At 68.2% G+C, this 19,906-nt stretch carries 18 protein-coding genes; 7 read left to right on the top strand and 11 right to left on the bottom strand.

What is annotated here, in order from left to right; all coding sequences use genetic code 11:
- Window positions 1-12: 12 nt before the first annotated feature.
- Window positions 13-975 carry an ABC transporter substrate-binding protein gene (locus tag WS46_RS10305; protein ID WP_059529188.1) on the bottom strand — a complete coding sequence of 321 codons (963 nt, stop codon included), beginning with the start codon at window positions 973-975 and terminating at the stop codon, window positions 13-15.
- Between the two features lie 425 nt (window positions 976-1,400).
- Between WS46_RS10305 and WS46_RS10300 the strand changes: the two genes are divergently transcribed.
- Window positions 1,401-2,447, top strand: coding sequence for a DNA topoisomerase IB (locus tag WS46_RS10300; RefSeq protein WP_059690436.1), 1,047 nt, complete (start codon window positions 1,401-1,403; stop codon window positions 2,445-2,447).
- 51 nt (window positions 2,448-2,498) lie between these two features.
- Here WS46_RS10300 and pqqE read toward each other — a convergent pair whose 3' ends face one another.
- The 6 genes from pqqE to WS46_RS10275 all read right to left on the bottom strand — a co-directional run bounded on the left by pqqE (window position 2,499) and on the right by WS46_RS10275 (window position 8,008).
- Window positions 2,499-3,617, bottom strand: a complete 1,119-nt coding sequence (gene pqqE / locus WS46_RS10295; protein ID WP_059690550.1) for a pyrroloquinoline quinone biosynthesis protein PqqE — start codon at window positions 3,615-3,617, stop codon at window positions 2,499-2,501.
- A 25-nt stretch (window positions 3,618-3,642) separates the two neighbouring features.
- Window positions 3,643-3,924 (bottom strand): pyrroloquinoline quinone biosynthesis peptide chaperone PqqD, encoded by a 282-nt coding sequence (gene pqqD / locus WS46_RS10290; protein WP_006751646.1) that lies wholly within the window; start codon window positions 3,922-3,924, stop codon window positions 3,643-3,645.
- Complete coding sequence (gene pqqC, locus WS46_RS10285; protein WP_059529194.1) at window positions 3,921-4,640, bottom strand: pyrroloquinoline-quinone synthase PqqC; 720 nt, start codon at window positions 4,638-4,640, stop codon at window positions 3,921-3,923. Before pqqC ends, pqqD begins: the two co-directional genes overlap by 4 nt.
- A gap of 2 nt (window positions 4,641-4,642) precedes the next feature.
- Window positions 4,643-5,566, bottom strand: coding sequence for a pyrroloquinoline quinone biosynthesis protein PqqB (gene pqqB, locus WS46_RS10280; protein WP_059529197.1), 924 nt, complete (start codon window positions 5,564-5,566; stop codon window positions 4,643-4,645).
- Window positions 5,567-5,630: 64 nt separating this feature from the next.
- Complete coding sequence (gene pqqA, locus WS46_RS33665) at window positions 5,631-5,705, bottom strand: pyrroloquinoline quinone precursor peptide PqqA (protein ID WP_006410019.1); 75 nt, start codon at window positions 5,703-5,705, stop codon at window positions 5,631-5,633.
- 293 nt (window positions 5,706-5,998) lie between these two features.
- Window positions 5,999-8,008 (bottom strand): sigma-54-dependent Fis family transcriptional regulator, encoded by a 2,010-nt coding sequence (locus WS46_RS10275; protein ID WP_059690435.1) that lies wholly within the window; start codon window positions 8,006-8,008, stop codon window positions 5,999-6,001.
- A gap of 319 nt (window positions 8,009-8,327) precedes the next feature.
- Between WS46_RS10275 and WS46_RS10270 the strand changes: the two genes are divergently transcribed.
- Window positions 8,328-9,305 carry an alpha/beta fold hydrolase gene (locus WS46_RS10270; RefSeq protein WP_059690434.1) on the top strand — a complete coding sequence of 326 codons (978 nt, stop codon included), beginning with the start codon at window positions 8,328-8,330 and terminating at the stop codon, window positions 9,303-9,305.
- Here the strand turns inward: WS46_RS10270 and WS46_RS10265 are convergent.
- The 4 genes from WS46_RS10265 to WS46_RS36410 all read right to left on the bottom strand — a co-directional run bounded on the left by WS46_RS10265 (window position 9,290) and on the right by WS46_RS36410 (window position 13,670).
- Complete coding sequence (locus tag WS46_RS10265; RefSeq protein WP_059690433.1) at window positions 9,290-11,590, bottom strand: TonB-dependent receptor; 2,301 nt, start codon at window positions 11,588-11,590, stop codon at window positions 9,290-9,292. The genes WS46_RS10270 and WS46_RS10265 overlap by 16 nt on opposite strands.
- 88 nt (window positions 11,591-11,678) lie before the next feature.
- Window positions 11,679-12,107 carry a biopolymer transporter ExbD gene (locus WS46_RS10260; RefSeq protein ID WP_059690432.1) on the bottom strand — a complete coding sequence of 143 codons (429 nt, stop codon included), beginning with the start codon at window positions 12,105-12,107 and terminating at the stop codon, window positions 11,679-11,681.
- The gene (locus tag WS46_RS10255; RefSeq protein WP_059690431.1) at window positions 12,104-12,823 is read right to left on the bottom strand and encodes a MotA/TolQ/ExbB proton channel family protein; all 720 of its coding nucleotides are present in this window, start codon (window positions 12,821-12,823) and stop codon (window positions 12,104-12,106) included. Before WS46_RS10255 ends, WS46_RS10260 begins: the two co-directional genes overlap by 4 nt.
- Window positions 12,824-12,833: 10 nt before the next feature.
- Window positions 12,834-13,670: an energy transducer TonB gene (locus tag WS46_RS36410; protein WP_059690430.1), complete on the bottom strand. Its 837-nt coding sequence runs from the start codon at window positions 13,668-13,670 to the stop codon at window positions 12,834-12,836.
- A 45-nt stretch (window positions 13,671-13,715) separates the two neighbouring features.
- Between WS46_RS36410 and WS46_RS35215 the strand changes: the two genes are divergently transcribed.
- The 5 genes from WS46_RS35215 (at window position 13,716) to WS46_RS10230 (ending at window position 19,492) form a co-directional block, all read left to right on the top strand.
- Window positions 13,716-14,072, top strand: coding sequence for a hypothetical protein (locus WS46_RS35215; protein WP_156443113.1), 357 nt, complete (start codon window positions 13,716-13,718; stop codon window positions 14,070-14,072).
- Between the two features lie 87 nt (window positions 14,073-14,159).
- Window positions 14,160-15,887, top strand: coding sequence for a methanol/ethanol family PQQ-dependent dehydrogenase (locus tag WS46_RS10245; protein WP_059690429.1), 1,728 nt, complete (start codon window positions 14,160-14,162; stop codon window positions 15,885-15,887).
- An 82-nt stretch (window positions 15,888-15,969) separates the two neighbouring features.
- A complete protein-coding gene (locus WS46_RS10240) occupies window positions 15,970-17,229 on the top strand; it encodes a c-type cytochrome (protein WP_059690428.1) in 1,260 nt (419 codons plus the stop codon).
- 75 nt (window positions 17,230-17,304) lie between these two features.
- Window positions 17,305-17,622 carry a high-potential iron-sulfur protein gene (locus WS46_RS10235; RefSeq protein ID WP_059690427.1) on the top strand — a complete coding sequence of 106 codons (318 nt, stop codon included), beginning with the start codon at window positions 17,305-17,307 and terminating at the stop codon, window positions 17,620-17,622.
- The gene (locus tag WS46_RS10230) at window positions 17,606-19,492 is read left to right on the top strand and encodes a sigma-70 family RNA polymerase sigma factor (RefSeq protein ID WP_082725296.1); all 1,887 of its coding nucleotides are present in this window, start codon (window positions 17,606-17,608) and stop codon (window positions 19,490-19,492) included. The genes WS46_RS10235 and WS46_RS10230 overlap by 17 nt, the downstream gene beginning before the upstream one ends.
- Window positions 19,493-19,906: the final 414 nt, after the last annotated feature.

Below are 19,906 nucleotides of genomic sequence, written 5' to 3'. Positions count from 1 at the left end.
GTCCGCCGGGACTCAGTACTTGCGGGTCGGCAGCACCTGCGCCGCCACGCTCATCGGGAACACCGTCTCGTTCGTGACGATGCGCTTCGGCAACTGCTTGCCGGCGACCACGTCCTTCACCGCGGTCATCAGCTGCGGGCCGAGCAGCGGGCTGCATTCGACGTCGACGTTGATCTTGCCGGCCACCATCGCCTGGAAGCCGCCCTTGGTCGCGTCGAACGACACGACGCTCACGTCCTTGCCGGGCTTGATGCCGGCCTCTTCCATCGCCTGGATCGCGCCGAGCGCCATGTCGTCATTGTGCGCGTAGACGACGTTGATCTGCTTGCCGTACGTCTTCGCAAACGCTTCCATCACCTGCTTGCCGCCGGCGAGCGTGAAGTCGCCGCTTTGCGACGCGATCACCTTGAACTTCGGATTGTTCTTGATCACTTCGAGCAGGCCCGCGCGGCGGTCGTTGGCCGGTGCGGAGCCGACCGTGCCCTGCAGCTCGACGATGTTGATCGGGCCCGCGTCGTTCTTGAAGCGCTCTTCCATCCAGTGGCCGGCGCGCCGCCCTTCCTCGAGGAAGTCGGAACCGATCATCGTCACGTACAGCGACGGATCCTTCACGTCGACGCCGCGATCGGTCAGGATCACCGGAATATGGGCCGCCTTCGCTTCGGTCAGCACCGGCTCCCAGCCCGACTCGACGACCGGCGAGAACGCGATCACGTCGACCTTCTGCGCGATGAACGAACGGATCGCGCGGATCTGGTTCTCCTGCTTCTGCTGCGCGTCCGAGAATTTCAGGTTGATGCCGGCATCTTTCGCCGCGCTCTTCACCGACACGGTGTTCGCGGTGCGCCACGCGCTTTCCGCGCCGACCTGCGAGAACCCGAGCGTGATCGGCTTTTGCTGCGCGTGCGCGCCCGACGCGAATACCGTCGCCGCGGCGACGAGCGCACCGGCCGTCAGCTTCCTGATGAATGTCATGGTCCGTCTCCGATGATGTCGTTGTATGTCGCGGCCCGGCCTGGCGCGGTGCCGTGCTGTTGTGGTTCTGCGTGGCGCGGACGCGGTTCGGGCGGTGCCGGCCGGCGCGTGCGGTCGGCCCGGTATGTACGCCCCGGATCAGTCTAGAAACAAGTCCGATAACCTTCCAATGAAATATTGGATTGAAGCGATATCGGTATCGGCATACGTATAAACACCTAGCGCCTGTCTTCGTCTGCTCCAACCGCTTCGACGTCGATGGGGCGGCGCATCCAGCGGCGGCGCACGGATCTTGCTGTCGCCCTTGCAAGCGCCGTTCGCGCCCCGCGACGGCCGCTCCGACAACAAGGAGAACAACGATGTCCGCCGTGCGTGAACCCCCGAACGCCGCACATGGAAACGCTCGTCCGCTGGCGCCTCGCGCCATGAAGAAGTGCGCGTCCCGACGCGGCTCCGGCACCGAAACCGGCTATCATTCGGCCGCGCCGCTGCGCCATGTCGACGACCGGCATCCCGGCTACACGCGCCGGCGATTGCGCCACGGCTTCGCGTACTACACGCAGGACGGCGTCCGGATCCGCGACGCCGACGAAATCGCCCGCATCGATGCGCTTGCGATTCCGCCGGCGTATACCGACGTCTGGATCTGCATGGACCCGCGCGGCCACTTGCAGGCGACGGGGCGCGATGCGCGCGGGCGCAAGCAGTATCGCTATCACCCGCAGTGGCGCGAGACGCGCGACGCGAACAAGTACGCGCGGATGGCGGCCTTCGCCCGCGCACTGCCGCGCATCCGCACGCGCGTCGCGCGTGATCTGGCACTGCCCGGGATGCCGCGCGACAAGATCGTCGCGACGATCGTCCGGCTGCTCGACACGACGCTCGCGCGGATCGGCAACGCCGAATACGCACGCGAGAACGCGTCGTACGGACTGACGACGCTGCGCAAGCGCCACGTGACGATCCGGCCGGGACAGGTTCGCCTGCGCTTCACGGGCAAGAGCGGCATCGAGCATGACGTGACCGTGGAAGATCCGCGCGTCGGCCGGATCGTGCGGCGCTGCGCGGAGTTGCCCGGGCACGAGTTGTTCCAGTATGTGGACGACGACGGCGCACGTCATTCGATCGGCTCGTCCGACGTGAACGATTATCTGCGCGAGGCGGCGGGCGCGGAGTTCACCGCGAAGGATTACCGGACCTGGGCGGGCAGCGTTCAGGCGCTGGCGTTGCTGCGGCGCATCCCGCACGAGGACGTCACGCAGGCGCGCAAGCAGATCGTCGAGACGGTGCGGGCCGTCGCCGACATATTGCGCAACACGCCGGCCGTATGCCGGCGCTGCTACATCCACCCGGCCGTGCTCGATGCGTTCGAGGCCGGGATGCTCGCGGCGCTGGAGGTACGCCGCGCGCCGCGAGGGCTGCGCGTGGACGAGGCCGCGTTCGCGGCGTTGCTCGAACAGGCGGTGCGTTGATCGTCGAGGAAGTCAAGAAAGTGACGTGCCCGATGCAGCGCTCCGCGCCGCTCACCGCCCGACAGAATTCGCAGCACTGCGAAAGATCAGCGGACGCTCGTCCTGTCGCCCTGCCAGTCGCGCGAACTGCACGGCCTGCTCGACCCGGCCGTGATGCGGAGACTTCGCGCAGACCGGATCGGCCTGCGCCGGATCGCCGGCCAGCATGTACGCCTGGCAGCGGCACCCGCCATAATCCGCATGGCGCTCGTCACAGGTGCGGCACGGGTCGCGCATCCAGCCATCACCGCGAAACGCGTTGAACGCGTCGCTTTCGTACCAGATGTCCTTCAGCGACCGCTCGCGCACGTTCGGCAGCACGAGGCCGGGCAATCCGCGCGCGGCATGGCACGGCAGCGCGGTGCCGTCCGGTGCGACACCGAGGAACACCGAGCCCCAGCCGTTCATGCAGGCCTTCGGCCGCTGCTCGAAGTAGTCGGGCACGACGAACAGGATCTTGCACCGTTCGCCGACGAGCTTGCGGTAGCGGTTGACCGTTTCCTCCGCTTCGCGCAGTTGTTCGGCGGTCGGCATCAGCTGTTCGCGATTCAGCATCGCCCAGCCGTAGTACTGCGTATTCGCGAGTTCGAGAAAATCCGCGCCGAGGTCGAGCGCCATCTCGATGATCTGGCCGACATGCGGCAGGTTGTACCGATGCAGCACGCAGTTCAGCACCATCGGATAGCCGTGCGACTTGATCAGCCGCCCGACGCCGCGCTTGAGGTCGAAGGTGCGCGTGCTGGTCAGGAAGTCGTTCAGCTCGCGCGTCGAATCCTGCAGCGACAGCTGGATATGATCGAGCCCGACCGCCTTGAGCCGGTCGATGCGCGTGGCATTCAGGCCCACGCCCGACGTGATCAGGTTGGTATAGAAACCCAGCGACCGCGCATGCTCGACCAGCACCTCCAGGTCGCCGCGCTGCAGCGGTTCGCCGCCGGAAAAGCCGATCTGCGCGGCGCCGAGCGCGCGCGCGTCGCTGATCACCGTGCGCCATGCGTCGGTATCGAGCTCCGCGCCGTGCGTCGCGAAATCGACGGGGTTGTAGCAGAACGCGCAGTGCAGCGGACAGCGGTATGTGAGCTCAGCAAGCAGCCACAGCGGCGCGGACGGCCGGTTCGGGGGTGGGGTCATGTCCATGTCAGTCGAGTCAGTCGAGTCAGTCGAGCCAGCCGCGCAGTCGCGCATGATCGAGGAAGCGATAGACGTCCGACGCAAGGTCCGACGTGCTGAACAGCCGCTCGAGTTCGTCGATGATGTCGTCGAGCTCGCGCGTGCCGTCGCAGCGCGCGAGGATCTCGCCCGCGCTCGGGTTGAGCCGGACCATGCCTTCCGGATACAGGAGCACGTACGCATCCTGGGCCGCCTCCCATTGCAGGCGGTACATGCCCCTCAGCGAGGGGCGCAGCGGCACGCCGCTGACGGCGTCGTTGGAGTTCATGCGGGATACGCCTTTTCAATCGCATCGAGAATCGACCACAGCACATCCAGCTTGAACGACAGGATGTCGAGCGCGCGCCGTTGCGCGTCCGGTGTCGTGAAATGGTTCAGCGTCACCGCGAGCCCGTGTTCGACGTCGCGCTGCGCGAGCGGCACGCGGCTGCGGAAATACTGCAGCCCGGCCGCCTCGATCCACGGATAGTGGGACGGCCAGCCCGCGAGCCGGTCGAGGTGGATCTGCGGCGCGAACATCTCGGTCAGCGACGAGCACACGGCCTCCTGCCACGGCGCGCGCCGCGCGAAATTGACGTAGGCGTCGACCGCGAACCGCACGCCGGGCAGCACATGCTCGAGCGACCACAACTCCGCGCGCTCGATGCCGACCGCCTCGCCGAGCCGCGCCCATGCCTCGATCCCGCCTTCCTGGCCGCCGTGACCGTCATGGTCGAGAATCCGCTCGACCCACAGCCGGCGCGTGTCGCGATCCGGGCAGTTGGACAGGATCGCCGCGTCCTTCAGCGGGATGCTGATCTGATAGTAGAAGCGGTTCGCGACCCAGCCGCGAATCTGCGCCGGTGAACACGCGCCGCTATTCAAGCGGCGGTTGAATGGATGGTGGATGTGATAGCGCGATTCGAGCGCGCGCAGGCGCGCCTCGAACTCCTGCGCACTCCAGGGCGTCGCGTGCAGCGCCGCGGCGGGAATCGGTGCGTTCATGGTCAGACCTCGAATTGCATGCCGTCGTGGGCGACCTCGATGCCGTGCTCGCGCAATTGCGCGCGCTGCGCGGAACCGGGGTCGAGAATCGGATTCGTGTTGTTGATGTGCGTGAGGACCTTGCGCGTGTGCGTCGGCAACAGCCGAAGGCGGTCGATCATGCCCGGCCGCGCCGCGTCGCCGCACTGCTCGAGATGCCCCATGTCGGCCGCGTGCTTCGACGACAGGCCGAGGTCGATCATCTCCGTGCCGGTCCAGAACGTGCCGTCCACCAGCACGAGGTCGGCGTCGCGCATCGCGGCGCGCACGCCGTCGTCGACGTCGGCGAGCCCCGGCGCATAGAACGCCTGTCGGCCGCTCGTCGTGTCCTCGATCAGGAGTGCGATGTTGTCGCCCGGCACGCTCGCCTCCCGGCGCGGCGAATAAGGCGGCGGCTTGCTGTCGACCGGCACGGCGGTGAAGCGGATGCCGCCGGCGCCCGGTATCGCGAACGGTTCGCCCGGTGCGATCGTGTGAACGTCGACACCGCAATAGTGGCCGAGCAGCGGCACGAGCGGCAGCCCGGTCGACAGGTCGTCGAGCACCGGCGCGCTCGCATATAGCGGCAGCGGCGACGTGCGTTCGCGCAGCATCAGCAGGCCCGTCACATGATCGATCTGCGCGTCGCACAGCACGACGGCAACGATCGCGCTGTCGCGGATCGCGCGAGCCGGCTGCAGGTCGGGGGCGGCGCGCAGCTGCGCGAGGATGTCCGGCGACGCATTCACCAGCACCCAGTCGACGCCGTCGCCGCTGACGGCGATCGACGATTGCGTGCGCGGCACGATGCCGTCGGTGCCGGCCCGCGCGCGACGGCAGTTGCCGCAGTTGCAATTCCATTGCGGCAGTCCGCCGCCGGCGCCCGAGCCGAGTATCTTGATCTTCATCTGCGTGTGCTCCCGGTGCCGCCCGCATCGTGTCCGTCGATGCGGGCGGCACAGCGCGTGTCGATCAGCGGTTGGCGATGTACATCGTGATTTCGAAACCGAAACGCAGGTCGGTATAGGCCGGGGTGGTCCATTGCATGATGTGTCTCCTTGTTGAGTGGGTGAGTCGAAAAAAACCGCATCGATCGAGCGGCCGATACCCATTCAGCAAGGAGCGTGCCGGGGCGGGACTTGCGTCGCGCGGCGGCGTGCGAAAGCATGCGGCAGCCGCCGGGTGGTCACGGCACCGTCATTCTTACGATTTGCCAACGGTAATATTTCAGAAACCGTCTGGCGACGATTCATGTGACGCACGGCCGGTTGAGCAAGTGTTGAATCCTTGAACACCGGGTGTTGCAACCTGACACACCGGTGTGACAGTCGCGGCTTGCGTCACGGTTCATCCCGCTCCAGTGCATCCGGGCAGGCGGCCGGCATCTTGCGGTAGATCGTGTTGCGCGACACGCCGAGCGCGCGTGCGGCGGCCGACACGTTGCCGCCGTGACGCGCAAGCGCGGCCGCGATCGCGGAGGCGGCCACGTCCTGCAGCCGCGCATCGCAGGCCGCGGTCGCGAACGCCGGCGCTTCCGATGCGAGCGGCGCGGGCGCACAGGTCTCCTGCGCCGCCGTGGCGCCGTCGCACCGCACGTCGTCGAAGAAATCGTCCGGCAAATGCTCGCAGCGAATCTCGCAGTCGTCGTCGACCATCGCGGCCGCCGTGCGCAGCAGGTTCGCGAGCTGCCGGAAGTTGCCCGGCCACGCGCAGCGCTCGAACAGCGCCATCACGTCGGGCGCGACGCTCAACGGCCGGCGCCCGGGCCCCGACAACGTCTCCCGTTGCAGCATCTTCTGGACGACCACCGCGAGGTCCGTGCGGTCGCGCAGCGGCGGCAGGCGCACGACGAGGCCGTTGAGCCGGTAGTACAGGTCTTCGCGAAAGCGGTTCTGCGCGATCATGTCGCGCAGGTCGCGGTGCGTCGCGCAGATGATCGCGATGTCGACGCCGATCGCCTTCGTCGAGCCGAGCGGGTTGACGACGCGCTCCTGCAGCACGCGCAGCAGCCGCACCTGCAGCGGATACGGCATGTCGCCGATTTCGTCGAGAAACAGCGTGCCGCCGTTGGCCTGCAGCAGCTTGCCGGTCGCGCCCTTGCGGCGCGCGCCGGTAAACGCGCCCTCCTCGTAGCCGAACAGCTCGGATTCGATCAGCGTCTCCGGTATCGACGCGCAGTTGACCGCGACGAACGGCCCGTCGCGGCGGGGCGAGTCGTTGTGGATCGCCTGCGCGAGCAACTCCTTGCCAGTGCCCGTCTCGCCGGTGATCAGCACCGGAATGTCCTTGCCGATGACCTTGCGGACCTTCGCGATCACCGCCGCCACCTGCGGATCGCCGGTGTCGAGATAGCTGAGCCGCGACAGGCTCGCCGCGCCCTGCGCGGCAGGCGGCCGCGCGGCCGACGCGGCGCCGTCGTGCACTTCGGCGGGCCGGCTGCCCTCGGCCCGCAACGCGCGCCGGAACTGCACGCGCGCGCAGACCACCGCGCCGTTGCCGAGGTTCAACGACACGTGCTGCTCGGTGCTCGCGCGCATCCGGTCGATCAGCTGCGCGCTCGTCACGTCGAACAGCGACGCGAGCGTATGTGCGCGCAGCGCGGCGAGCGGCATCCCGAGCTGGAACTGCGCGCTGCGATTCGCCGACAGGAAGCGGCCGTCCGCGGTGAACGCGACGATCCCTTCCATCAACGTTCCGAGGAATTCGGGGCGGCCGTGAAACGACACCTGCAGCGTTTCCTGGAACGTCGTCGTGAACAGGTGATTCTCGATCATCTGCACCGACATCTTCGCCAGAGCCATCGTATGCTGGTGATAGCTGCGATGATCGCCCGTCACGTCGAGCACGCCGATCGCGTCGCCGTACGGGTCGAGGATCGGCACGCTCGAGCAGGTCAGGAAATGGTTCGCGGCCAGGAAGTGCTGGTCGCCGTGCACGACCATCGGGCACAGCTCCGCGAGCGCGGTGCCGATCGCGTTGGTGCCCTGCCGGCTCTCCGCCCAGTTCGCGCCGGGGCGCAGCGCGACCCGTTCCGCGCGCCGTAAAAAGTCGCCGTCGCCGATCGAATGCAGGATCAGCCCTTCCGCATCGGTCAGCACGATCATGCTCTGCGTATTGACGATCTGCTCGTGCAGCGTCTCCATCACGGGCATCGCATGCACGCACAGCACGCGGTTCTGCTCGCGCTTGAGCGCCAGCGCGGCGCCGGACAGCAGGTCGTAGTCGGGACGTGTAGACGCCTGCAGGCCGAACGTCTCGGACCGCTCATGGGACTTCTGGATCGTCGGCGTCGGCCAGCCGGGCGCATGCGTGGCCCGTGCGTTGGCCGTCGGATGAACGTCATCGCGCATTGTCTCCTCCGGGGATCCTTCCGGTCGGTGCCGGACTTTGTGCTGGATCAAGCAAACTTCGGGCCACGCTGTCGGCAGCGCTTGCGTCGGGCGCCGCGCATCATCGCTCGACGCAAATCGAAATCAAAATGAAAGCAACGTCGATTGCATGCGGTGCAGGCGTACGCGACGCGCCGGGACGCAATATCGCGATTCCGCCCGTCGCCGCTACCCGATCGATCCCGATCGTGGTCGCTGGCGCGATTCTGGCTTTGACGTGAGTCAAGCCCCGGCCTGTTGTCGGGTTCTCCCGGACCCGTCACCCTCTCTCCGACACGACATGACGCAGCGACTGCCCCGACCTGCCCTGTCCCGCGACGCATGCCGGATCGCGTGGACCGAATTCGGCAACCCGCACGGCGATCCGGTCGTCGTGCTGCACGGCGGCCCGGGCAGCGGGAGCCGACCGGCGGTGCTCGGCCTGTTCAACCTGGCACGCATGCGCGTCGTGCTGGTTGACCAGCGCGGCGCGGGCGCATCGACGCCGCGCGGCGGCCTGCGTCACAACAACACGATGCGTCTGATCGGCGATCTCGACGCGCTGCGTGCACGGCTCGGCATCGCGCGCTGGTGCGTCGTCGGCGGTTCGTGGGGCGCGGCGCTCGCGCTCGCCTACGCGGGACGGCATCCGTCGCACGTGACGGGCGTCGTGCTGCGCGGGTTGTTTCTGACGTCGTCGCGCGAAGTGCGCAGCCTGTTCGTCGGCACGCGCGCACGCGCGCCACGGGCCTGGCAGCGCCTGACGGCCGCCGCCGGCACCGCGCGCGCCGATCGCCTGATCGCCTGCTGCGCGCGGCGTCTCCAGCCGGGCGCCGGCGCGGCGCGGCAGCGTGCGGTCGCGCTCGCATGGAACGCGTATGAGGATGCGGTCCTGACCGGGCGGCCGGCGCGCGGCGCGCGGCCGACGCAACCCGCCATCGACCGGCTGATCGACAAATACCGGATCCAGGCGCACTACCTGCAACGCGACTGCTGGCTCGGCGAGCGCCGGTTGCTGGCGCTGGCGCGGCGGGCCGCGCAAGCCGGTGTGCCACTGCATGCCGTGCACGGCACGCACGACCGCGTGTGCCCGGTCGACAACGTCGATCGGCTCGCGCGCGCGGTGCCGGCGGCCATCGTCGAGCGCGTGCCGGCCGGGCATCTCATGAGCGACGACGCCCTTGCGCGTAGCGTCGCTCGCGCGGTCCGCCAGATGCTCGACGTCACGGCAGCGGACGCACCGCAACACGCCGAGCCGGCCGTTCAGTCCCACGCATAGCGCGCGCCCACCCACGCGCCGCGCGGCGCGCCCGGACCGACGAACTGCTCGTTGACGGGGTTGAGCCCGTCGAACGAATGATTCGGACCGTTGAAGAAATTTCGGCCGAGCATCCCGAAGCTCGCGTAGCGCTTGTCGAGCAGGTTGGTGATCGACGCGAACAGCTGCAGGTGCTTCGTCACCTGCCACGTCGTGTCGAGGTCGATCAGGACATAGCCGGGCACCTTCCCATTCACGTCCTGGTTGTTCTCGTCGCCGCGCGCGAACACCCCGCTGCGATACGTGATGTTGGTGCCGACATTCCACTTCGGCGTCGCCGCATAGTCGAGCCTCAGCTTCACGGTGCTCGACGGAATCCCGGGAATGCGGTCGCCGGAGCGAACGACGATGTTGCCTTGCGCATTGGCGCTCGAATTGCTCGCGCTGCTTTCGATCCACGTCGAGCGGTAGGTGGCGTCGACATAGCTGTAGCTGACACCGATGCCGACCGGCCCCAGCCGCGTATGGCCCGCCAGCTCGAAGCCTTGCCGGCGCGTCTTGCCGACGTTCTGGAAATAGCCGAGCGTGCTCGCGCCCCCGTTGCTGCTGACGAACTGGATGTCGTCGTCGAGCGTCGTGCTGTAGACGGCCGCGCTCCACGTCGTCGCCCCACCGCTTCGGCCGCGCGCGCCCAACTCGATCGTCTTCGCGATCACCGGCTTCAGCGCCGGGTCGGCGAGAAAGTCGTTCGGCAAGGAACACGGCGCGGCCGGATCGGCGCATGCGAGCTCGATCGCGGTCGGCGAGCGCATTCCTTCGTTGTACGTCGCATATGCGGTGAAGCCGGGCACCGGATTCCACGTCACGCCAACGGCCGGATTGAACCGCGAGAACGTATGACGCGCGGTGAGCAACGGCTGCAGGCCGCTCGCGTCCTCGATCGCCGCGCGCGACCAGTTGTAGCGGCCGGCCAGTGTCAACGACCATTGCCGCGTCAGCGCCAGCGTGTCGTCGAAGTAGACGCCGTAGCTGGCGTTGCGCGTCTTCGCGCGCGTCTTCCGGGTGAAGTCGCCGATGCCGACCGTCGCACGCGTATCCGTGAACATCGCATCCTGCGACGACTGCTCGAAGCCCGAGTTAGCGAGATCGGCGGACGCGCCCACGACGAACTGGTTGTCCAGGCCCGCGAGCTTGCCGAGCAGCGTCAGCTGCAGGTTCGCGCCGTAGCTGTCGGTCGTGATCACCGCGCGGTCGTTGGTCGCCTGCACGGCGTCGGTGGCGCCGCTGCCGTCGACGCTGCCGAAATCGTCGTTCACGTTGCTGCTGGTGTTGGTGTTGCGGTAATGCCGGTAATAGACGTTGCCGCTGAGCTGCACGTGATCGCCGAAAGAATGGTCGCCCGACACGGTGACGTACGCGGCGCTGTTGCGATTCAGGTCTGGATAGGTGTAGGCCTGCGCGCGATTGTCGAGAAACGAGCGCGGAATCGTCTGCGAGCCTTGCAGCGCATTGTCCGCGCCGCCGGCCGAGATCGACAGCGTCGTATCGGCGTCGGTGTAGCGCAGCTTGCCGAATCCCTGCCGCACGCGGCTCGCATTGTGATCGGCCCAGCCGTTGTCGTTCGCAACGTTGCCCGTCACGTAGTAATCGAGGTTGCCGCCGATGCGCCCGCCCTGCTCGAGCTGCGCGGTCTTGCGGCCCCACGAGCCGACCGACACCTGTGCGGCACCGCCCGGGCTCGTCTTGCCGTTCTTCGTCGTGATCGCGAGCGCGCCGCCGAGCGTGTTGAGCCCGTAGGTCGGGTTCGAGCCGGGAATCAACTGCATCGTGTCGGTCGCCGCCTGCGGGATGAGATCCCAGTTCACGACGTCGCCGAATGGCTCGTTCACGCGCACGCCGTCGACGAACACCGACAGCCCCTGCGGTGTGCCGACGACCGGCGATGCCGTGAAGCCGCGGTAGTTCACGTCCGTCTGGTACGGATTGCCCTGCGCCTCGTTGATGTCGACGCTCGACACGTTCTTCTCGAAGTAGTCGGTCAGTACGCCGCCGTGCTGACGCGTGATGTCCTCGCCGCGAATCGTCTGGACGTTGGCCGGCACGCGCGACAGCGGCGTGCCGATCCCGAGCAGCGGCGTCGTGCCGACGACGACGATCGGCGCGAGCGTCGGTGCATCGACGTTGCCGGCCGGTTCGACCTGCGCCGACGCCGACGTCAGCCAGCCGCCAAGCATGCCGCCGAAGCACAGCGTGACGCCCGCGCGCCGGGCGACGAAGCGGCGCTTCGCCCCATCCGTTTCCTTCATCTCCACGTCTCCTCTTTTCTTGTCTGATCGTCGTTATATCGTTGTCCGTACCGATATGTCGGTGGCGACTCGGCTGACGTCGATCACCTCACCGTGCCGTACCGGCATCGCCGTCCGACGTCGCGATCGCCACATGCGCGACACGCGCGCGCCCGATCGACGCGATGACACCGGCCACGGTGCCGAACGACTCGTTGCGGTCCGCGTGCAGGCTGACGCTCGTCCGCGGGTCGCGCGCGACGCGGCGTGCCAGCACGGCTTCGACCTCGGCTGCCTTGACCTGCGCGCCGTCGATACGGACCGCGCCGTGCGCGTCGACGGTCACGGTGACGGTCGATGCACGCATGTCGCGCGCCGGGGCGGCCGCCTTCGGCAGGTCGATGCGGATCGCATGCGTCATCAGCGGCGCGGCGACCATGAAGATCACCAGCAACACGAGGACGACGTCGACGAGCGGCGTCACGTTGATCTCGCCGAGCGGTTCGCCCGCGTCGGCTTCGCGGTTATCCGTCCTCATACGGCCGCCCGACGCACGGCGCTTGCATTGCTCGCTGCCGGGAGCGCGGCATGTACCGGCGCGTCGATCCTGAACCGCCGCTGCTCGGCCAGCGCGATCAGGTCCTGCCCGAACTCGTCGAGCCCGGCCGTTACGGTCTTGAGCCGCCGCAGGAACAGGTTGTACGCCAGCACGGCCGGAATCGCGACGCCGATGCCGATGCCGGTCGCGACCAGCGCCTGCCCAATCGGCCCCGCGATCGCATCGATGCCGTTCGTGGCCGACGCCGTCATCGACTGCAACGTATGGACGATGCCGAACACGGTGCCGAACAGCCCGACGAACGGCGCGACGTTCGCGATCGACGCGAGCACGGTAAGCCCGCGCTCGAGCGACCGCTGCGCGCGCCGGATCTCGCGCGCGAGCGTGCGTTCGAGCAGATCGCGGCGATCCCATGCGACCAGCGCGGCAGGTACGTGCGGCTCGGGCGCGTCGAGATCGCGCAATGCGATGCACACGGCACCTTGCAGACGCGCGTTCAGGCTGGCGGCCGCATCGTCGTCCGTCGGCATCGACAGCGCCGGGCGATCACCGTGGCGCGCGGCAAAACGGCGGTTGGCGAGCGCGACGCGCGCATACAGCGTCGCCTTGACGACGATCAGCGTCCAGGTGAGCGCCGACAGCACCGCGAGAAGTGCAAACGCGCCGACGACCGCATAGTGGCTGTAATCTGACATGACGGATTCCTTAGTTTCCGAGTTTGAACACAACCGGCACCCTGACCCAGCCGTCGATCGATTCCGTGCCGCGCTTCGCCGGCACGAAACGCCAGTCCATGACCGCCGCGACGGCCGCGTCGTCGAGCGCGTCGTGTCCGCTGCTCGCCGACAGCAGCACCTGATCGGGCCGGCCGGTCGCGAGCACATGCACGTTCAGGAACGTGGTGCCTTCCCAGCCGCGCCGCTGCGCGACGTCCGGATAGTCGGGCGCGGGATTGCGCAGGTAGGCCGCCGCGAAGCGCGGTGCGGTGACGGGTTCTGGTTTGGGTTTGGTAGACGACTGCGCGCCCGGCATCGCCTGCGCGACAACCGTCGCGGTATCCGCCGCTGCATTTTCAGCGGCAGGCTGAGCCGATTCCTGCGCCGGCACGGTTCGCCCACGTTCACTGTCCGGCTGCGCCGCCGCGGTGGCGGCGGCTGGCTTGTGCGAAGGACCTGCATGATCGGCCTGACGCGTTGCGGCCACACTCGGCCGAGCCTCTCGATGCATGGCTGTTTCTCGTCTCGAATGCGACGGCATAGCCTCGGGAGGAACCTGCGTCGCGGCATCCACCCGACCATGCACACCCGGCTCTGCCACCCGCGCGAATTCGCTCGCGTCCACCTCGACGGCGAGTGCGCGCGGCAGCGTCGGGCGTCCATCGGATACCCATGCGTGCCACAGGGCGACCATGATCGCCGCATGAACCGCGAATACCGTTATCGCGACGGCTCGCAACGGTTCGCGTGCGCGCGCGGCCTGCGGCATCTCGATCGTCGCCGCGGACGGGCCGGCGGTCGCGACGCCGTATGCGAGCGCGACCATGCGGCGGCGCTCGCACCTGCGAGCAGCATCGGACGAAATCGGGACATGCATGGCGGTCTCTCGTTGCGCGGAATCATTCCCGTGTCGAACGGCAAGAAGCATGCCGATCTGCGCAACACCTGGCTGGCCACCAATCGAAGCCGCCACGCATCGATACGCAACCGAGCACCTGTTGCAGTTCGTGCCACCCCTGTTGCGCCTGTGTCAATTTGGATCAACGAGGCGACGCCTGCGGCCGCGCACCGCACTGTCATGTTTCGCAACACTCGACCCGCGGCTGTCCCCGAACGCAACACACGCGGATCATCCGCGCCACGCCGCGCACGTCGTCGCGGCGCGCACGATCGGCCGCTCGGCCTTGCGCGACAGGGCGCGCGCCTCAATGGCATGCGATTTGCGTGATTGGCTGCGCACTGGACCCGGATCCCCACCCTGCCGGCCCGGCCATGTGTTGGCCGCGGTGCGACCACAATGACTCTGGAGACAACCATGAAAAAACTCTCGGCTTCGACGAGCCGACTGGCAACGATCGGAATCGCGGCAGCGGCCGCGATCGCCCTGAATCCCGGCCTGGTGGACGCTGCCGCGGATTATCCGGCCGTCACGTACCAGCGGCTCACGGATGCGCAACGCGATCCGGGCTGGCTCACCTACTACCGCACGTACAACGGCCAGGCGCATTCGCCGCTCAAGCAGATCGACGCGTCGAACGTGAAGCAGCTCACGCAAGCGTGGAGCTACAAGTTTCCGGCCGAGCTGAAGCAGGGCTTCGAAGCCACGCCGATCGTCAACGGCCGCTACCTGTTCGTGACCACGCCGAAGGACAACGTGTACGCGTTCGACGCAGCCACCGGCGCGCAATTGTGGAAATACGAACCGAAACTCGGCGCCGAATCATTCAAGACGGCCTGCTGCGACGTCGTGAACCGCGGCGTCGCGCTGTACGGCAAGAACGTCTACGTCGCGATGCTGAGCGGCGAGGTGGCCGCGCTGGATGCACAGACCGGCGCGCTCGTGTGGAAGAAGCAGATGTTCGAGCCGGGGCTCGGCTATGCGTTCTCGCTCGCGCCGCTCGCGCTCGACGGCGCGATCGTCGTCGGCAGCTCGGGCGGCGAATACGGCGCACGCGGCTTCATCGCGGCGCTCAGCCCGAACGACGGCACGCTGCTGTGGAAACGCTTCACCATTCCTGGCCAGGGCGAGAAGCACGCTGACACCTGGCCCGACGGCATGCAGGCGCACGGCGGCGCACCGGCCTGGCTGACCGGCACCTACGACGCGGCGACGCGCACGCTGTACTGGGGCGTCGGCAACCCGGGGCCGTGGCTTGCCGACCTGCGCCCGGGCGACAACCTGTACTCCGATTCGCTGCTCGCGCTGGATCCGAAGAACGGCGACCTCAAATGGCACTACCAGTACACGAAGCACGACACCTGGGACTATGACGGCGTCAACACACCCGTGCTCGCGACGATCAAGTACAAAGGCAAGGAGCACGACGCGATCATCCACGCGGACCGCAACGGCTACTTCCATGCGATCGATCGCGACACCGGCAAGCTGATCTATGCGGAGCCGTTCGTGAAGGCGACGTCGGTGACCGGCTACACGGAAGACGGCGCGCCGATCCAGGATCCCGCGAAGTATCCGAAGGTCGGCACGACGATCGACACGTGCCCGAGCTTCCTCGGCGGCAAGAACTGGTGGTCGGTGTCGTACGACCCCGTGCGCCATCTCGCGATCGTGCCGGCGCTGCATGCGTGCATGAGCTTGTCGGGCAAGTCGGTCAACTACATGGAAGGGCTGCCGTATCTCGGCGAAGGCTTCGAGATCAAGCCCGAGCCGGGCAGCGAAGGCTACGGCGAACTCCAGGCGATCGACGTGAACACCGGCAAGAAGGTATGGAGCCACTGGAGCAAGCTGCCGTGGAACGGCGGCGTCGCGACGACCGCGAGCGGCCTCGCGTTCAGCGGCTCGCTCGACGGCCACCTGTATGCGTTCGACGTCGCCACCGGCAAGGTGCTGTGGGAGAGCCCGAAGCTCGCGAGCGGGATCATCGCGCAGCCGTCCGTCTTTGAAGTCGACGGCAAGGAGTACGTAGCGGTACTCGCCGGCTACGGCGGCGCGAATCCGATCTGGGGCGGCCCGATGGCCAAGGCGGCGGACGACGTGCCGCGCGGCGGCACGCTGTACGTGTTCGCCCTCGACCGCGGCTGATCGACATCCGGCCAACCGTATTGCGCCCGCGCCGCCGGCGCGGGCGCCCCTCCCTTTCTCCTGTTCAACCGAGCGTACGATCATGAACATCCGACTTTCCCGCCTCGCCGTGGCCTGTGCGCTCGCGGCAGGCACGGCGCTGACACCGGCGCTCTCCACGGCCGCGACGGCGGTGCGCGTCTGCTCGCTGCCGGGCACGCCGACGGCCGCGCTCGACAAGGCCGTCGCCCGCGACGTGTTCCGCACGGCCGGCATCGCCGCAAGCTTCTCCGGGCATGACGCGGGCGGCAACGACGACGACGGCGTGTCCGCGCATGAGCTCGCCGGCATCCTCGAACACGACTGCGACGTGCTCGCCGGTTTTCCGCGCTCGGCCATCGCCGACGCATCCGATACGAAACTGCTGTTCTCGCAGGGCTACCTGCGCTCGGGCTACGTAAGCGTCACGCGCCGCGATGCCGGCGCGCCGGCCGCCGGCCGCGAAATCGTCGCGGCGACCTACGCGAGCCCCGCGCAATTGATCGCGGTTCAGCAGAAGAACGCGCGCTTCGATCTCGAGAACACGTCCGAGCAAACGGTCGACGCGGTCGCGCGCGGCCGCGCGCATCGCGCGATCGTCTGGTATCCGGCAGTCATCGCGTATCAGGCTGCGCATCCGAAACAGGCGTTCCGCATCGGCGCGACGTCGTCGCCGTATGCGGAATGGCAGCTCACGTTTGCGTTCGCGCCGCGCGCGGCCGAATTGCAGCAACGTATCGATGCGGCACTCACGCAAATGAAGAACAACGGCCGGCTCGCCGCGCTGACCCGCAAGTGGACGCTGCCCGGCAGCGCGCTCGAGGCGCACGAGTCGCGCATGCCGTCGCGTTTCCTCGACGGCGCGACGGCGAGCGCAGGCCGCGTGCCCGGTAGCCTGCTGCGCGCGCGGAACGTGCCGGCCGGAGGCGGCTTCATCCGCGTCGGCGCGAGCACCGGTGACGCCGCGCCGTCCTTCGACGCGGCCCAGGTCGCCCACGGCAAGGAAATCTACGGCAATGCGTGCGCCAAATGCCACGGCGCCGATCTCGAAGGCAACACCGCGCCCGCGTTGAGCGGCCCGTCGTTCGCGCCGCTGTCGCATTCGCACCTGACGATCGGCGGCGTGTTCGGCTACATGGCGACCAACATGCCGGCAGACCAGCCGGGCAAGCTGAAGGACGACGAATACGCGGACCTGATGGCCTTCCTGCTCGCGTCGAACGGCTATGCCGCCAGCAAGAACAAGCTGACGGCCGATACCGCTCACGCGTCGACCGCGCCGCTCGTCGCCGGGCCCGCCGCGCACAAGGACGCGAGCCAGTAACGCCGGGCAGGCGGCTTCGACACGCGATGCGGGCCGCGCCCTTCCCCACGATTTCATCTTCAACAGGAAACGACCGTGACGTACCCGACCTCCCGCAGAACCTTCATCATCAATGCCATCGGCCTGTGCGCGACGCTCGCCGCCGCACGCTCCGCATGCGCGGCGCCGCCCCTCGTCGACGAGAACGACCCCGCCGCGAAGACGCTCGGCTATCGCGCGCATGCGTCCAGCGTCGACGCCGCGCAGTTCCCGAAATACCAGGCCGGCCAGCGCTGTGCAAATTGCCGCTTCTACAAGGGCGAAGCGGCGGACACCGCCGGCACGTGTCCGATGTTCGCCGGCAAGCTGGTCGCGGCGGACGGCTGGTGCAACGTGTATGCGAAGCGCGCGTGACGCGTCGCGCGACGGGCTGCCGGCGCGACACGCACCGGCGCCGGCGGCTGGCAGCGACGACGGCGCGCCGCCGCACGCGGTCGCGCATCTGCACGCGCTGATCGCGACCGGCCTGTCGCGCGGCTTCGTCACGCGCGGCGACATCATCGACGCGCTACCCGACGACGATGCGAGCGAGAGCAGCATCGATGCGGCCGCCGCCGTGCTCGCTGAACTCGGCATCGCGGTGTCGGACAGCGCCGATGCCGCGAGCGGCTGGACGCTCGACCGCTACTTCCGGCTGGCGCCGCCCGCGCGCGCATGGGTCGACGGCGCCGGCACGCTCGCCGCCGCCGACCTGCTCGCGCCGCGCACGACCGATCCGGTCCGGCTGTACCTGCGCGAGATGGGCACGACGCCGCTCCTCACGCGCGACGAGGAATTCGCATACGCGCAGCGCATCGAGCGTGGTCGCGCGGCGTCGGTCGCGGTGCTGTGCGGCGATCCCGATGCGCTCGATGCGCTCGTGTCGATTCGTACCGAGATCGCCGAATGCCGAGCCGCCGCATCGACCTATGTGATCTTCCTCGCCGACGCCACCCGCGACGCCCGACGGTCCATTGACGCCGATGCAGGCGCCTCGCCTGCCGCCGCCGGCGAGCCCGGGCGCGACGACGACGCGCCATTGGAGGATTCGGCCTGGCGCGACGCGGTACTGGCACGGCTCGCCCGCATCGACGCATTCGCGGACGGCATTCGTGCCGCGCTGGCCTCGGGTGGCACCGCGTCTGCCGCGTATCGCATGCACGTACGCGACGCCGCCGCGCTGCTCGGCACGCTGTGTCTGTCCGCTCGCACACTCGAACGAATGAGCGAACCGTTACGCAGCCGCGCGCGCCGGCACCGCGCGCTGCGCGGCCGGCTGGCGCGATTGTTGGCCGACGTGGGCGTCCCGCCCTCGTTCGCGCAGACGGACTACGACGATCACGCCGGCTGGCTCGCGTCGTGCATTGCCGCGCACCCGGCCTGCGCGGCGACGCTGACGCGACGCGCGGCGGAATTCGTCGACGCACGCGTCGCGATCGTGCGCGATGCCCCGTCGTCGGAACTGCCGCCCGGCGCGACCGCGTCGCTCGACGCCCTGCTCGGCGCGATCGAACGCGCGATGCAGCCGGCGAAAGCTGGCTTGTTCGACGCGAACCTGCGGCTCGTCGTGTCGATCGCGAAGCGCTATCCCGATCGCGGGCTGCCGTTCGCGGACCTGATCCAGGAAGGCAACATCGGCCTGTTGAAGGCCATCGAGCGCTACGACTACCGGCGCGGCTTCCGCTTCTCGACCTACGCGACCTGGTGGATCCGGCAGGCGATCACGCATGCGCTCGCCGACCTCGGCCGCACGATCCGCGTGCCGACGCATACGGTCGACGCGCTGAACAAGCTGACGCGGCTCGCACGTGAGCATCGGCAACGCGCGGGCACGGCCGCGACGCCTGCCGAATTGGCCGTCCACATGGGCGAGCCGGTCGACAAGGTGCGCGACCTGCTTGCGATCGTGAAGGAACCGGTGTCGGCGGACCTGCCGGTTTCGCCGGAAGGCGACATGACGTTCGCCGACGTCGCGCCGGATCTGTCGTCGCCGTCGCCGGAGGACGCCGCCGGCGCCACCCAGTTGCGCAACACGGTCGCTGCCGCGATCGACCGGCTGCCGCCGCGCGAGGCGATGGTGCTTCGGCTGCGCTACGGGCTGCACGCGGACGAAGGCTGTTCGCTCCGCGACATTGGCCGGCAGATGAACCTGTCCGCCGAACGCGTGCGGCAGATCGAGGCTTCGGCTCTCACGCGCCTTCGTGCGTCCGACGCGCTCGGCGTGCTGCGGTCGTTCATCGCATAGCGCGGCCTCAGTCCCACGGCGCGCGTCGCGCGTCGTGCGTCGTGCGTCGTGTTGACGCCTGCAACACCCTCTGCTGCATTTCGACGCAACGTTCACGCTGACAAGAGCGCCGCTCGTTCCATCTTTCATTGCTCTGCAATGCAGATCAATTATCGAGAACCGCGCGCCAACGTGCATACACGCCTTTCCGGCCGAAGACCCGCGCAATTGGCATGCAAGTTGCGTTTCAACGGTCATGCGACACCCAACGCTTTCCATGGAGACCATCTTGACTGCCCTCGTATCGATCCTGCAGGAGCGCCGAATCTTCGAACCGACGGCCGACACGCGCGAGCGCGCGACCATTTCCGGCATGCCGGCCTACCGCGCGCTGGCCGCCGAAGCCGAGCAGGATTACGAAGGCTTCTGGGCGCG

The sequence above is a fragment of the Burkholderia sp. RF4-BP95 genome (assembly GCF_001521985.1).
Classification (GTDB): Bacteria; Pseudomonadota; Gammaproteobacteria; order Burkholderiales; family Burkholderiaceae; genus Burkholderia; species Burkholderia diffusa.
This window is presented reverse-complemented; position numbering and strand designations above follow the sequence as displayed.